The organism is Pseudonocardia kongjuensis (assembly GCF_039526905.1).
Taxonomy (GTDB): domain Bacteria; phylum Actinomycetota; class Actinomycetes; order Mycobacteriales; family Pseudonocardiaceae; genus Pseudonocardia; species Pseudonocardia kongjuensis.
In genome coordinates this window covers 37,272-51,569 of record NZ_BAAAJK010000002.1, presented here as the reverse complement: position 1 = coordinate 51,569, position 14,298 = coordinate 37,272, and the positions used below count along the sequence as shown (strand labels likewise).

The following is a 14,298-nucleotide window of genomic DNA, read 5'->3' as shown; positions in this document are numbered from 1 at the left end:
CAGGTCGACCACGCCACACAGACCGGCAACGCCGACCTGCAAGCACTGCTCAACGGCCGCGACAGCTGGACCGCCGTCTGAACCGCCGCCGTACCCGACCGCTCCCGCCGAGAGGATTCCCATGACCTATGTCATCGCCGAGCCCTGCGTCGACCTGCTCGACCGCGCGTGCATCGACGAATGCCCCGTGGACTGCATCTACGAGGGAAGCCGGATGCTCTACATCCACCCCGACGAGTGCGTCGACTGCGGCGCCTGCGAACCGGTCTGCCCCGTCGAGGCCATCTACTACGAGGACGACGTGCCGCAGCAGTGGGCGTCCTACAGCTCGGTCAACGCGGACTTCTTCGCCACGCTGGGCTCCCCCGGTGGCGCCTCCCGGGTCGGTCCCGTACCCCAGGATCCCGCGCAGATCGTGGCCATGCCGAAGGTCGAGCACGAGGACTGACCACACAGGACGGCGGCCGCGCCGGTCCCTCGGGCCGTCCGCATCCGGCGACTTCCGGACTGTGCGTTGCGGATGACGGATATCCCCCTCGCGCACCGCGTTCCTACGCTTGTCGTCGCTCTGACCGGAACACCGGCCGAATCCGATCGGTGGTGCTCGAGAGGAATGGTCCGATGTCAGCAGAGATCCCCGTGGAGCAGTTCGACCCGCTCGCCGGCGGTAGCATCGCGGCGATCAGGGAGGGTCTGGTCCGCACCCGGGCGGGCGCCTGTCCCGTCCCGCACATCGGGCCGGGGCTCGCGTTCGTCCCGCGCCACGGGACCGTCCTGACCGCACTCCGGGCGGTCGATCAGCTGAGTAATCACGGCAACTTCACCGTGGAGTCCGACGACGGCGACGCCCTGCTCCCGGAGATGATCACCCAGGCCGATCCGCCAGCGCACACCGCTCTGCGCGCCCTGCTCCGGCCCGCGTTCGCGCGCAGGGTGATCGTTGACGCCGAACCCTGGATCAGTGCCGGTGCACACGAGCTCGTCGACAGGTTCCCCGCCGGAGGCCCGGTCGACCTGATCGACGAGTTCGCGCTCCCGCTGACCTCCCGGGTGATCTCCCGGCTGGTCGGGGTACCCCCGGAGGACACAGCCGAGCTGACCCGGCTCTGCCTGGTCATCACGTCGATGCTGCCGGCCAGGTTCCTCGGGACCGACGCATGGCGACGCCTGGAGCAGTACTTCACCGAGGCCGGGCGGGAACGGCGGTCGTCCGCGGAACCCCCCGACGATCTGCTGACCCTTCTCGCACGCGGTGAGGTCGACGGTCGGGCACTCACCGACCAGGAGATCGCCTTCCACGCCTGGCAGCTGTTCGTCGCGGGCCTGGAGACGACGGCCTACACCATCGGCACCACGGTCCACCAGCTGCTCGACGACCGTTCGCGGTGGACCGAGCTGCTGGCCGGACGGACCGACCTCGACAACACTCGTGAGGAGGGCCTGCGGTTCGCCTCGGCGATCCGGTTCGTGGTCCGTTCCGTGGCATCCCCGCTCGACCTCGAGGGACAGCCGCTGCAGGTGGGCGACCGGGTCGTCGTCGGCCTCGAGTCGGCGAACCTCGACGAGGACGTGTTCGGCCCGGACGCCCACTCGTTCGATCCGCACCGCGCCGGCGCGCGCCGGCACGTCTCGTTCGGTCACGGGATCCACCTGTGCCTGGGCGCCGAACTGGCCCGTACCGAGATCTCGACAGCCCTCGGTGTGCTGCTCGACCGCCTCCCTGGGCTGCGCCTGGCTCCCGGGGCCGCGGTCGAGGAGATCGAGAGCCCGATGTTCTGCGGTCCGAAGCATCTACCCGTGATCTGGTGACACGCACCGGCCGACGCAGGACCTGCTCACCCGGCGCGGTCTCCGCACGGTTCGCGACCCGGCGCGCGGCCGGACGACCCGGAGACGGCATCGCGCGCCTGCGTTCGTCCCCGCGCACCCGGCCGACGCACCGGCGTCCGGGATGCCGGTCAGGGAAGGAGCACGACGGAGCCGGACACCGCGCCGCCGGCCACGTCGTGATGAGCCCGGTCCGCCCGGATCAGCGGATAGCTCGCGCCGATCAGCGGGGAGAGCCGTCCGGCCGCCGCGAGCTCGTACGCCCGCGTCCGTCGTGCGGTGGGCCCTCCGGGTTCCTCGACGGAGCGACGGGGGTCGTGCACCGTCAGCTTCCGGGAACGGATCTCCCACGCATCCCAGCGCACCGGGCGCACGTCGGTTCGCGACGTGAGGTGGCGACCGCCGTCCGCGAGCAGCCATGCGGCGATCCGCCCGTCCCGCCCACCGAGACCGTCGATCACGACCGACACACCGCCGGGCACCAGATCCATGATCTGGTGTGTCCAGTCGGCCGCACGGATGTCGACGACGTGCCGGACCGCGATCCCGGCGACATGTTCACGATCCGCCTCGGACCGGACGACTCCGACCAGGCATGCTCCGGTCCCGGCGAGGAGCTGCACCACCAACGGCGCGACGGAGTCGACCACCGGGAGCAGGACCACCCGGTCCGAGCGACGGACCGCCGCGATCTCGGCCAGTCCCGTCGCCACGGGCCCGGCGTCGTACAGAGCGACCGCCGCGACGCCGGAGACCCCGGCCGGAACCGGGACGAGGCTCGATGCGGGGGCGGCGACGCGTTCCGCGTAGCCGCCCTGTCCGACCCGGGTCACGACACGGCGGCCGAGGTGCTCGGCCGCGACTCCGCTCCCCGAACCGATGACCGTCCCCATCACGACACCGCCGGGGATCACCCCGATCACCGGGTCCGGGGTCCGTGCCGACGGGACCTCGCATTCCGTCGGCACGGACGGTGGTGCACCGAGCAGGACGGCCTCCGCGTCCATCAGCACCTCCCCCGGTCCCGGTGCCGGATCGGGCACCTCCCGCATCACCGGAATCCCGTTGTCGGCCGCGGTCGCAACAACTGCCTGCACAGGTGGCTCGCATCTCGTGAGGGCGCCGATCTCGGCGGATGTCGCCGGGGCCGACTGTTCGCCGAGAGGACGAGAGGCGCTTTCTCCGGTCGGCCCGGTACCGATGATCCGACCTCAACCGGAGTTGAACTGTTGCGTCAGTGAGTGGTCTCACAGCACAAGGCCTCGGCGATCCGGGGACCCGACGGGGCCGCGCTCTCAGACGCCGGCGGGGGTGGTCGCCCGGAGCGCCGCTCCGGCGAGCAGGGTCGCCGTGACCGTCGCGAGCCGGTTGCCCGCGTATCGCGCGGCAGCCGAGGCGTCGACATCCTCCAGGGCGGCCTCGGTGGGCGATCCGCAGGTGTGCGACGGACCGTAGGGATTGCCGAGGACGAACTGCACGGGATCGGTGTAGCCGGGCGAGACGACGAAGCCGCCGAAGTGATAGAAGGAGTTGTAGAGCGCGAGCAGCGTCGATTCGTGCCCGCCGTGCAGGGTGCTCGCCGACGTGAATCCCGAGTACGTCTTCCCCGCCAGCTCACCCCCCGTCCAGAGTCCCCCCATCGAGTCGAGGAACTGCTTCAGCTGGGACGAGACGTTGCCGAACCGGGTCGGGGTCCCGAACGCGATCCCGTCGGCCCATCGGATGTCGTCGTGCGAGGCGACGGGGAGACCCGCCGTCGTGTCACGATGCCGGATCCACGCCGGATTGGCGGCGATGGCTTCTTCCGGCGCGAGCTCGCTGACCCGCCGCACCCGCACCTCGGCGCCTGCGTTCGCGGCACCCTGCGCGTAGGCGGTCGCCAGATTGTGCACGTTGCCGGTCGCGCTGTAGTAGACGATTGCGATCTTGACGGCTTCCACGATGAACCCTCCGGACCTGATCTCGTACGGCATGCAGCCCGAAGCCCGGCGGGTCGTGTCACGCGCTGCGGGACGCGGCACGGCCGGATGACACCCGGAACAGCCGGGCGAGCACCGGGGACGGTCGCCGGTCTGTGCGCCGGCCACGGGAGCGGACGCCCCCGCGTGGACGCCCCCCGGCGACCTCTCCGCCGATCGACGCGCTGTGGGCGGAGTGCGACCGCCGGGGCCGCCACGCCGGGCAGCGTAGCGTCCGACCAAGCGGACCGATAGTCCCATCCAGTGGATCGACATCGTCGCTCCACTGGACGCCCGCGCCCTCGAACGCCTAAACATCCTGCTGGAGTCGCGCTTGACAGCTCCCCACGCCACTCCTAACGTCCTATATACAGAACATGTCGTCTTCCATGGTGGTCAATCAATGAAGCTTGCGTCCTCTTTCGCAGTCCCCGCGGCGGCCGACAAGGTCGTCGCGCTGTTCCTCGACCCGGCCACCATGCAGTCCTGCATCCCCGGTTGCGAGGAGCTGGTACAGACCGACGAGACGCACTACCGGGGCAGCCTCGTCAACGAGGTCGCGCACGTGAAGTTCACGGCGGGCTTCGTCGCCGAGATCGTCTCCGTCACCCAGCCCGTCGGTCCGGCCGAGCCCGCCGTCGTCACCGCGGTCCTGCGGGGTGAGGACCGCAGGCTCGGCAGCACCATCCGGATGGACGCCACGCTCACGGTCACCCCCGAACAGTCGGCGGACGGCGAGGCGTCACAGGTCGGATACGAGTTCGAGCTCGCGATCCGGGGGAAGCTCGGCCGGCTCGGCGAGGCCGTGATCCGGCGGCGTACCGCCGAGGTCGAGCGCCAGTTCGCCGAGGCGCTCACCGCGATCTGCGCCGGCAAGCCGGTCCCGCAGTCCGGCTCCCGCCGCGCCGTTGCGCCCTCGCCACGCGCAGGAGACGACGCGAGCGCCGGCGTGACCGGCTCCACGGGAACGGGTTCGGCCGGGGTCCCCGTCCGGCAGTCCGCCCCGGTGGCCCCGGCACCCGCACCGGCGCGACCGGACTGGCTCGTCCTCGGACTGGCCGTGGCCGCCGCGTTCGGCTACGGGGTCCTGTTCGGACAGCGGAGCGCACGGCGATGACCGGCGACGCGCGTGTCCACCGTCCGGACTCCCTCGAGGAGACCACGGCCCTGCTGCGCGACCTGGACGACGCCATGGTCTACGGCGGCGGGACGGCCATCCAGATCCTGCGCAAGCAGGGATTGCTGTTCACCGAGGACTACGTCGACATCGCCCGGGTACCGGGCCTCACCGATGTCGTCGTCACCGATGACACGGTGCGGATCGGAGCGCTGACCCCGCTGCGCCGGGTCGAGACGGATACCCGGGTGCGGCAGCTGATCCCGCTGGCCTCCGAGACCTACGGTCACGTCGCGAACCCCCGGGTCCGCAACACCGCGAGTGCCGGCGGCAACATCGCCCACGGCGACTACCGGCTCGACCCGCCCACCGCGCTGGCCGTCCTGGACGCCACGGTGGAACTGACCTCGTCCACCGGTGTACGACACGTCTCGATCCGGGAGTTCTTCACCGACTTCCAGGAGACCGCGATCGAGCACGGCGAGCTCATCACGGCGATCAGCGTCCCGGCGCAGCCCGCTCGGGCCCGCGGAGCCTTCGCGAAGATGCGTGCCCTGAGCCGCAACGACTGGCCGTCGGCCTCCGCCGCGGTCCTCGCCGTCCCCGACGACGGCTTCATCGAGATCCGGATCGGGCTGGGTGCGGTCGCCCCGACGACCGTCTACCTGGCGTTCGACCTGACCGCCGACATGGACGAGCAACAGGCCGTGGACGCTGCGATCGACATCGCGAACTCGGCGATGGACCCGATCCCCGACGTCCGCGGGAGCGCCGCCTACAAGGCGCAGCTGGGACGGGTCGCCGTCGAGGAGGCCGTGCGCCGTTGTCTGAAGGAGTTTGCCCGTGACTGACATCATCACCCGGTCCGCCGCACCGGCCCAGGCAGCTGCTCCGGCCGAGACCGATGTCGACCAGGTATGGGGCGTCGGCGAACGGCGTCGGCGGTTCGATGCGCTCGGCCGGGTCCGCGGCACGATGCGCTACACCGGCGACGAGCCGGCGACTCCGGGGACCGCCTTCGTCGGTGTGCACCGCAGCACCGTGCCGCACGCGCGCATCATCGGGGTGGATCCCGCTCCGGCGCTGGAGCTCGACGGCGTGCTCGCCGTGGTCACCGGACGTGACCTCCATCAGATCCTCGGCGACCGTGTCTTCACCGGCCCGGCGTTCTCGGACCAGCCGTGCCTCGCCGTCGACAAGGTCCGCTACGTCGGCGAAGCGGTCGCGGCGGTCCTCGCGACCGACCGCCGGACCGCACGCGCGGCGGCCGATCTCGTCGTCGTCGAGTACGAGGAGCTCCCGCCCGTCCACGACATCGCCGCCGGGCTCCGCGGCGGGTCGTTCGTCCACGACGAGCTGCGGCCGAGCTCGGTGTTCGCCGATCTCGCCCACCTGAGCGGGGTCCGGGACACCAACGTCTGCTACGAGTACCGGCAGGTCAGCGGCGACGCCGCAGCCGAACGGGCGGCCGCCGCCAGCACCGTGACCGCGACGACCTGGGCTCCGCCGACCCATCACGTGCCCATCGAGCTCCCGTCGACGACGGCCTGGGTCGAGAGCGACCGACTCGAGATGCTGACGACGACCCAGACGCCGTCCTACGTCCGCCAGACCGTCGCCGGGATGCTCGGCCTGCCGCTGTCGCGGGTCCGCATCATGACCCGGCCGCTCGGGGGCAGCTTCGGCGCGAAGATGTACGACCGGCTGGAGCCGCTCGCGGCCGCTCTCGCGTGGACCACCCGTCGCCGGGTCCGGATCGACGCGACCCGCGAGGAGGCCTTCCTGCTCACGACCCGGCACGGTGCCGAGGTCATCGGCTCGATCTCGGCGGACGCGGACGGCGAGCTCGTGTCCTTCACCTCCGACGTCCGGTACGACACCGGAGCGTTCGCCGACGTCGGGCCGCGCATCACCGCGAAGTCCGGCCTCGTCGCCCCGGGCCCCTACCGGATCCGGAGCGTCGACGTCAGGTCCCGCTGCGTCTACACGAACAAGGTCTCGGCCGGCCCGTTCCGTGGTTTCGGCGTCCCGCAGGTCACCTGGTCGCACGAGACGCTGATCGACGAGCTCGCCCGCGAACTCGGCGAGGACCCGTACCGGTTCCGTCGGCGGCACCTCCTCCGGGAAGGTGATGTCGCAACGGTCGGTACAGCGATGCACAGCGCGGACTTCGTCGCCTGCATGGACGAGGTCACCAGGGCTGTCGGGTGGGACGACGCCACCCCGCCCGGTGACGGCCGATGGGTGCACGGCAAGGGCGTGGCGGTCGGTATGAAGGCAGTTCTGACCCCGACGATCGCGAATGCCACGCTGAACCTGAACCAGGACGGGTCCGCCACGCTCCTGATCAGCACGGTCGACATGGGGCAGGGCAGCGACACGATCATGTCCCAGATCGTCGGCGAGGTCCTCCGGCTGGACAGCCGGGCGATCCATGTGGTCCGGGCCGACACCGACACCACCCCCTACGACACCATCACCGCAGGTAGCCGCTCGACCTACCACACCGGCAACGCCGTCCGCCTGGTCGCGGAGGCCATGCGGACGAAGCTGCTCGGCTTCGCCGCCGAGCAGTGGGGCGTGCCCGCCGAGGATCTCCTGCTCGACACCGGTGGGGTCACGCACCCCGACAGCGATCGGCGGATCACGGTCCCCGACCTCGTTCGCTCCAGATTCGGGGCCCGCGGCGCCACGGTCACCACCGCGGAGAACTTCACGAGCTGGTGGGTCCCCTACGACCACGACACCGGGCTCACCGAGAAGGCGACCGAGCACTGGTTCGCCGGAGCCGCGGCCGTCCGTATCGCGGTCGACACCTGGACAGGGCGCATCCACACCTCGCACCTCGCGGTCGCCGGTGACGTCGGGAAGGCGATCAATCCGACGCTGGTCGAGCAACAGCTGACCGGCGCCGCGGTGATGGGGCTCGGCCACACCCTGTTCGACGAGCTCGTCTACGACCACGGTCAGCTGACCAACGCCACGCTCCTCGACTACCAGCTGCCGTCGATCAAGGACCTGCCCGAGAAACTCACCCCGATCGTCGTGGAGAGCGCGCACCGTGACGGGCCGTTCGGGGCCAAGGGGGTCGGCGAGACGACGATCCTGCCCATCGCACCGGCGTACGCGGGCGCGCTGCGGGACGCGTGCGGCGTGCGGATCACCACCCTGCCGCTCACCCCCGAGCGGGTCCTGAACCACCTGAACGACGCCCGGAAGGCCGACCGATGACCGACATCACCCTGCGGGTCAACGGCACCGGCCACCCGGTCGGCGTCGACGACACCGCGCTGCTGCTCGACGTCCTACGGGAGCGCATCGGCGTCACCAGCGCTCGCGAGGGGTGCGGGGTCGGGGCGTGCGGGGCCTGCACCGTCCTCGCCGACGGACGCAGCGTCTCCGCCTGCCTCGCCCCTGCCGTCCGCTACGACGGGGTCCCGCTGTCGACAGCGGACGGCCTGCCGGAGGACGACCCGGTCGTCTCCGCGTTCGTCGACAGCGACGCCATGCAGTGCGGCTACTGCATCCCCGGGTTCGTGCTCATGACGACCGAACTGCTGGCGGAGAACCTCGATCCGTCCGACGAGCAGATCGTCGAACACCTGGAGGGCAACATCTGCCGGTGCGCGACGTACCCCGAGATCATCACCGCGGTGCGGCTCGCCTCGACGAGGGCCGTCCGATGAGGCTGCACCGCCCATGGGGGACCCTGCGGTACGGCGACGAGGGTCGCGGACCGCTGGTCGTCCTGCTCCATCCGCTCGCCCTCTCCGGCGCGGTGTGGCGCAGGCTGGTCGACGACCTGTCGTCGGAGTTCCGCGTCGTCACACCGGACGCCCGCGGGCACGGTGAGTCGACCTGGGACGGCACCGCCTTCTCGATCCCGGACCTCGCAGCCGACGTCGCCGCCCTCGTGGAGCACCTCGACGCCGGCCCGGCACATCTCGCCGCGCTGTCCATGGGTGGCTGCACCGCGGTGGCGCTCGCCGTGCGTCACCCCACGCTGGTCGGCAGCCTCACCCTCGCCGACACCACGGCCGACTACGGGCCGGACAAGGCCGTGACGTGGGCCGAACGAGCCACGAAGGCGGTCTCGATCCCCCGCGAGAGGCAACTCTCGTTCCAACGAGACCGATGGTTCTCGCCGCAGTTCCTGGAGGAGGACCCCGCGGAGGTCGACCGGGTGTCGCTGATCTTCACCCGGACCGGCTCCGAGGCCCATGCGGCCGCCTGCCGAGCGATGGGGGCGTTCGACGACACCTCGCGGCTGTCCGGGATCAGCGCACCGACCCGGGTGATCGTCGGCGAGGACGACTACGCCACCCCGCCGGACATGGCCGCGACGCTCCACCACGGCATCGCCGGCTCCGACCTGCACGTGCTCGGCGGCACCCGGCACCTGAGCCTCATCGAGAGTGCGGAGGCCCGGGAACTCGCCCGCGAGCACATCGTCGCCGTGGCCGCACGGACCTGACGATCCTGCTCCGGAGACGCGATGCGTCTCCGGAGCAGGATGTACATTCCTCCATGAAAGGCGTAGATCCGGGGAAGGGACGACCGTGTCGAATGACGTACCCGCGGTGGGCGCCGCGATCCGCATCATGGAACGACTGGCCGCCGACCTCCCCAGACCGGTGTCACCGACGGTCCTCGTGAACGAACTCCAGCTCAACCGCTCGACCTGCTACAACATCCTCGCCACGCTGCAGCGGACCGGCTGGGTGACCAAACTCGAGGCGCGGGGTGGCTGGACCCTCGGGCCCGGTCTGCTCTCGTTGACCGGGCTCAGCGAGGACTCCGCGGTCATCATGATCCAGGAGGAGATCGACGGACTGGCCCGGCAGATCGACCAGCTCGTCTTCGCGGTGAAGCAGGACGGCTCCGGCGGGTACACGGTCGTCGCGGTGGCAGATCCCCGCCGGGGAGTCCGGGTCACCGTCGGCGTCGGCGACCGCTTCCCGTTCTCGGCCCCGGCGATCATGCAGGCGATGTATGCCCACAGACCGTTCGAGGAGTTCCGGACCGTCATCCGGACCCGGATCGTCGAACGGTTCACCGAGCACACCGTCACCGACGTGGACGGCTTGGCACAGACCTTCGCCGACGTCCGGGCCCACGGCTACAGCACGAGCATCCGGCAGTTCGATCTCGCCCAGAGCGCTGCCGCCGCCCCGATCTTCGACCGGTCGGGACGGGCCCACCTCGTGCTCGGCGTCCTGACCTTCTCCAGCGAGCTCGACGCCGACAACATCGCACCGGTCGGCCGGCTCGTCCACGCCACGGCCGACCGGCTCACCGAGCGTACCGGCGGGACGCTGCCGGTCGACGTCGACGGCGGTGTGCCGGTCGCGGACGCCACCGCCACATGATCCGGACCTCATCCCGACCGACGCAGGGAGTGCCATGACCACCTCCGCCACGACGATCACCACCACCGCCGACCTCTACGACCACTACGGCGAGGAGCTGGAGTCGTGCGAGATCCAGTTCCGGCAGTACGGCGCGCGGTCCACCTTCCGCGGCACCATCAGCACGGTGCGGGCGCGTGACGAGAACCAGCTCGTCAAGGACGCGGTCGCGGAACCCGGCCGCGGCCGGGTCCTGGTGATCGACGGCGAGGGCTCGAACCGCACGGCGCTACTCGGCGACAACATGGCGATGACGGCGGCCCGCAACGGCTGGCAGGGCATCGTCGTGCACGGTGCCGTCCGCGACGTCGCAGCCCTCGCCACGATCGACCTCGGGATCAAGGCCGTCGGTTCCAATCCCCGCCGCAGCCGCAAGGAGGGCACCGGCAGCAGGGACGTGCCGCTGAGCTTCGGAGGCGCGACGTTCCTCCCCGGCCAGGAGATCGTCTGCGACGACGACGGTGTGGTGGTCCTGCCGCCGACCGGTCGGCGATCCGCGTAGCGGCTGCGAGCAGCCCTCGGCATCGATCACCGTCCCGGCCGGCGTCACGCACCCGAGCCGGCCGGGATGGAGTGATAGCGCCGCTCCACATAGGCCAGTCGGTCGCCATCGTGCCCCGGTCCGAGCATCCCGACCACGAGAGCACCGACCAACAGCGCGTCCCCCACATCGAGCGTCCGGTGCACTGTGCAACGCAGCACCGTGCCGACATCGAGCAGGTGTGGTTCCCCGCGATCGGTCAGGCGCCACCGGGTCTCCTGCCCGAACCGTGACGCACCCGGCTCGGCGAATCGCGCCCCGAGATCGGCATCGCGGGAGTCGAGCAGGTGGACCAGCAGCGATCGGCGGTGCCGGATCGGGACCGCCAGGCGCGAGTTCTCCGCGATCGAGAACGACAGGGCCGGTGGCCGGGTCGACACCGAGGCGACGGACGACGCCGTGACCCCGACCGGCCCGTCCGGCCCGCCGGCGGTGATGATCGCCACGCCGCTCGGGTGCCCGCGGAACGCCCGCCGGAACGCCGCGGGATCGACGACGTCTGCCGCTGTGCTCTGGTTCCGGTCCATCCACACATCCTCGAACCTGAACCCGGGTTGAGTTCCAGCCTTCTGTGACCCGGACGACGTGCTTTCCGTCGTCCGGTCGGCGAGCGAGCCGCGCCGGAAGCGTGTGCGCTTCGCGAGCGCCGGCACCGGGCCCACGGTGGGGGCCCGGTGTGAACCGGCGATCAGCTCAGAGATCGCTGATCACCCGATTCCGGTCCGCCACGACCCGCAGCGATACCGCCGCGGCCGGCGCGATCGCGTCGAAGGCGTGCGGCGCCCCGGGAACGACGTGCAGCTCGGTGTCCACACCCGCCGCCAGCAGGCGGCGGGCGTATCCGACGCACTCGTCGCGGAAGACGTCGATCGCACCGACTTCGATGTAGGCCGGGGCCAGACCGGAGAAATCCGTCAGCCGCGCCGGTGCCGCACTGGGCGCGACATCCGGGCCACCTGCGGCCGCGCCGAGCAACGCTCCCCATCCGGTCGCGTTGTCCTCGTAGGACCAGGTGCACAGTGACGCGATGGCAGGATCCGGCTCCGTGGTGCGATCGTCCAGCATCGGATAGACGAGAATCTGCCTGGCCGGCGCCGGACCCGAGCGGTCTCGCACCAGGATCGCGACGGCGGCCGCCAGTCCCCCGCCACCGCTGTCGCCCATCACCGCGATCCGCCCGGGATCCACACCCAGGCTCTCGGCGTGGCCGGCCAGCCACATCAGGGCGGCATAGCAGTCCGAGGCCGGGACCGGGTGCGGGAACTCCGGGGCGTAGCGGTACTCGACGGCCAGGAACGGGACGCCCGTCGCGGCGACGTGCCGCGCGATCGGAGCGTCGTACAGCGCAACGCTACCCATGATCATTCCGCCGCCGTGCAGGTAGAGCACGGCGGATCCGGGCGACGTCCCGGCCTGGTGGAACCAGTGGAGCGCCAGCTCCGCCCCGTCGTCGGCCCGGGTCCGAAAAGTCCGGACCGCGACATCGGCCGGGCGGTCGAGCTCGGCATGCAGCATCTGCTGCAGCCCGCCCACCGTCACCCGCCGGGATTCCACGTCACCGACCGGCAGGACCGGAGGCGGCCGGTCGCCGCCGATCACCATCAGCCGCGCGGCGACCGCGGGGTCGAGCTCGAAGGTCGAGGCACTCACGGCGTCGGCCCTGCTGCGGACCGCGACGCACCGATCGGGGTGTAGAAGTGCAGCACCGGCGCCTTGTCCGAGTCGTTCACCGCGGGCGACATCCGGAACTCCATGTCGCGCAGCGCCCGGCCGAGCTGGTCGGCGACGGACGCGACATCCGGGCCGTCGAGGGTGTACACGGCCAGGAACCGCCTGCCCGGGAGCTCGGCCGTCGGCACCAGCTGTTGCTCACCCAGTGCGTAGCGGGTCACGGACACGACGCCGTCGATCTTCTCGATGAGCTCGGGGACGTGGACCTCGTCGTACCAGCGGTGGAACTCGTCGAGGCGATCGTCCGAAACGGGTTCGGTGAACGCGAGAAGCACTGCAGGGGGTACCGCCATGATCGTTCCTCTCCGTGCGGTCGGATCGTCACGCCAACGCGAAGCGCGTACCGATCCAGTCGATGATCTTCAGAGCGGCCTCGTCGCGCGGCTCGGTCGAGCCGTCCGCGGTCAGCCCGAAGTGGTTACCGGCCAGGCGAACGACCTCCGTGTCGGTCGACGCCGTCGCCTTCACCATCTGCTCGACCCCGTCGTGGAAGATCGCGCAGTCGCCGGTGTAGAAGACGATCAGCAGCGGTGTCGTGACCGATCGCAGGTTGTCGAGGACGGATCCGTGCGACGACAGCCCGGACCACGTCGAGAGCCATGCCTCCGGGGTCAGGTTGGCCCCGAATCCACCGATCTTGTAGTTCTCCCTGGCGCAGTCGACGCCGAGCAGCGACCCGACGGATCGGGTGGACGGCTGCTCGAGCGAGAGATCGCAGAACGCCGGATTGGCATCGGTCCGGTAGACGGGCAGAAAGGTGCTCGATGCCGCGCGCCGCGAGATCTGCAAGCGCTCGTCGAGCGGCCGGGACGCGAAGTCCGGCGCCGCCTCGAGGGCCTCGTAGGCGCGCTTGTCCGCGATCTTCTGCCGGGCGATGGCGTCGAGCCGGTGCACCCGGGCGCGTTGTCCCGCACGGAACCGGGCGACGAACTCGTCACTGTAGGAGCTCTCCTCCGGAGCCGGGCGGTAGCCGTTCTCCGGGTTGTACATGTCGAGCGAGGCGTCACACGACAACGGGTCGTACTCGTCGGTGACCGAGGGGTCGATCACCGACATCAGATACTTGCCCTCTCCCGGGTGGGCCGCGAGCAGGACCAGGCCGTCGACCTCGGGCATGTCCAGCTCGTTGAGGTCGTACGGGTCCCCCGCGGCGGTGTGCGTCAGCCGACCGGGCGGCGGCGTCGCGGCCTGTGCCTGGTAGAAGGTGTAGAGGCTGCCTCCCCCGCTGTTGCCGACCAGGATGATCCTCTCGAACCCCCGGGCCCGCAGGAGGCGCACGCTCGCGGCCACGTCGGCCAGTGCGATCTCGTGGATGCACGCCGTGTCGTTGTTGCTCCACCGGGTCCGCTGTCCGAAGACCGCGAGGCCGTGCTCGGTCATGGCGGGCAGGCAGTAGTGCGAGGTGAAGTCCGCCCGGGGATGCATGAAGCAGACGACCGTCTTCTCCCGCCCGCTCGAGTACAGGATGCCCTGCGACCAGCCGCCGTCCTCGGCCTGCAGACGTACGACCTCCTGCTCGAAGCCGGCGACCGGCTCGTAGTTGTACAACCCGAGCCCGGGCCAGGAGATGGCCGGACCACCTCGACTGGGGTCGAGCGCGAGGACATCGGGCTTTGCCATGGCGATCCTTCGTTCGAGTAATGGCGGGGACGGGCGACGCCGCTGGACGCGCAGGGACATCGCCCGTGATCCCGGAGCGAGCGGGAGACCGGAACT

Annotated in this window: 15 protein-coding genes; 9 read left to right on the top strand and 6 right to left on the bottom strand. The window is 70.8% G+C overall.

Annotated elements, in window-relative coordinates:
• Positions 1 to 121 precede the first annotated feature (121 nt).
• Together fdxA and ABD160_RS03045 are read left to right on the top strand one after the other, a co-directional pair.
• On the top strand, positions 122 to 448 hold the full coding sequence (fdxA, locus tag ABD160_RS03050; RefSeq protein ID WP_344018065.1) for a ferredoxin: 327 nt from the start codon (positions 122 to 124) through the stop codon (positions 446 to 448).
• A 173-nt stretch (positions 449 to 621) separates the two neighbouring features.
• Entirely contained in the window at positions 622 to 1,809 is a 1,188-nt protein-coding gene (locus tag ABD160_RS03045) for a cytochrome P450 (RefSeq protein WP_344018064.1), read from the top strand.
• A 149-nt stretch (positions 1,810 to 1,958) separates the two neighbouring features.
• On the opposite strand, the gene ABD160_RS03040 is transcribed toward ABD160_RS03045, so the two are convergent.
• Both ABD160_RS03040 and wrbA read right to left on the bottom strand, forming a co-directional pair.
• The gene (locus ABD160_RS03040; RefSeq protein ID WP_344018063.1) at positions 1,959 to 2,879 is read right to left on the bottom strand and encodes a zinc-binding dehydrogenase; all 921 of its coding nucleotides are present in this window, start codon (positions 2,877 to 2,879) and stop codon (positions 1,959 to 1,961) included.
• 243 nt (positions 2,880 to 3,122) lie between these two features.
• Positions 3,123 to 3,800, bottom strand: a complete 678-nt coding sequence (wrbA, locus tag ABD160_RS03035; protein WP_344018062.1) for an NAD(P)H:quinone oxidoreductase — start codon at positions 3,798 to 3,800, stop codon at positions 3,123 to 3,125.
• A gap of 388 nt (positions 3,801 to 4,188) precedes the next feature.
• Here wrbA and ABD160_RS03030 point away from each other — a divergent pair, with 388 nt between their 5' ends.
• From ABD160_RS03030 to rraA, 7 genes are all read left to right on the top strand, one after another.
• On the top strand, positions 4,189 to 4,902 hold the full coding sequence (locus ABD160_RS03030) for an SRPBCC family protein (RefSeq protein WP_344018061.1): 714 nt from the start codon (positions 4,189 to 4,191) through the stop codon (positions 4,900 to 4,902).
• On the top strand, positions 4,899 to 5,753 hold the full coding sequence (locus ABD160_RS03025) for an FAD binding domain-containing protein (protein WP_344018059.1): 855 nt from the start codon (positions 4,899 to 4,901) through the stop codon (positions 5,751 to 5,753). Before ABD160_RS03030 ends, ABD160_RS03025 begins: the two co-directional genes overlap by 4 nt.
• Positions 5,746 to 8,133 carry a xanthine dehydrogenase family protein molybdopterin-binding subunit gene (locus ABD160_RS03020; RefSeq protein ID WP_344018058.1) on the top strand — a complete coding sequence of 796 codons (2,388 nt, stop codon included), beginning with the start codon at positions 5,746 to 5,748 and terminating at the stop codon, positions 8,131 to 8,133. Before ABD160_RS03025 ends, ABD160_RS03020 begins: the two co-directional genes overlap by 8 nt.
• Positions 8,130 to 8,588 carry a (2Fe-2S)-binding protein gene (locus ABD160_RS03015; protein ID WP_344018057.1) on the top strand — a complete coding sequence of 153 codons (459 nt, stop codon included), beginning with the start codon at positions 8,130 to 8,132 and terminating at the stop codon, positions 8,586 to 8,588. The genes ABD160_RS03020 and ABD160_RS03015 overlap by 4 nt, the downstream gene beginning before the upstream one ends.
• Positions 8,585 to 9,376, top strand: a complete 792-nt coding sequence (locus ABD160_RS03010; protein ID WP_344018056.1) for an alpha/beta fold hydrolase — start codon at positions 8,585 to 8,587, stop codon at positions 9,374 to 9,376. The genes ABD160_RS03015 and ABD160_RS03010 overlap by 4 nt, the downstream gene beginning before the upstream one ends.
• Positions 9,377 to 9,503: 127 nt before the next feature.
• Entirely contained in the window at positions 9,504 to 10,271 is a 768-nt protein-coding gene (locus ABD160_RS03005; RefSeq protein WP_344018055.1) for an IclR family transcriptional regulator, read from the top strand.
• 34 nt (positions 10,272 to 10,305) lie between these two features.
• Positions 10,306 to 10,812, top strand: a complete 507-nt coding sequence (gene rraA / locus ABD160_RS03000) for a ribonuclease E activity regulator RraA (RefSeq protein ID WP_344018054.1) — start codon at positions 10,306 to 10,308, stop codon at positions 10,810 to 10,812.
• Positions 10,813 to 10,856: 44 nt separating this feature from the next.
• Here the strand turns inward: rraA and ABD160_RS02995 are convergent, their stop codons facing one another.
• From ABD160_RS02995 to ABD160_RS02980, 4 genes are read right to left on the bottom strand one after another with little or no spacing between them, the layout of a single operon-like run.
• Positions 10,857 to 11,504: a flavin reductase family protein gene (locus tag ABD160_RS02995; protein ID WP_344018052.1), complete on the bottom strand. Its 648-nt coding sequence runs from the start codon at positions 11,502 to 11,504 to the stop codon at positions 10,857 to 10,859.
• A gap of 40 nt (positions 11,505 to 11,544) precedes the next feature.
• The gene (locus ABD160_RS02990; RefSeq protein ID WP_344018051.1) at positions 11,545 to 12,453 is read right to left on the bottom strand and encodes an alpha/beta hydrolase; all 909 of its coding nucleotides are present in this window, start codon (positions 12,451 to 12,453) and stop codon (positions 11,545 to 11,547) included.
• A 44-nt stretch (positions 12,454 to 12,497) separates the two neighbouring features.
• Entirely contained in the window at positions 12,498 to 12,875 is a 378-nt protein-coding gene (locus tag ABD160_RS02985) for a hypothetical protein (protein WP_344018050.1), read from the bottom strand.
• A 28-nt stretch (positions 12,876 to 12,903) separates the two neighbouring features.
• A complete protein-coding gene (locus ABD160_RS02980) occupies positions 12,904 to 14,262 on the bottom strand; it encodes an alpha/beta hydrolase (RefSeq protein ID WP_344018049.1) in 1,359 nt (452 codons plus the stop codon).
• Positions 14,263 to 14,298 lie beyond the last annotated feature (36 nt).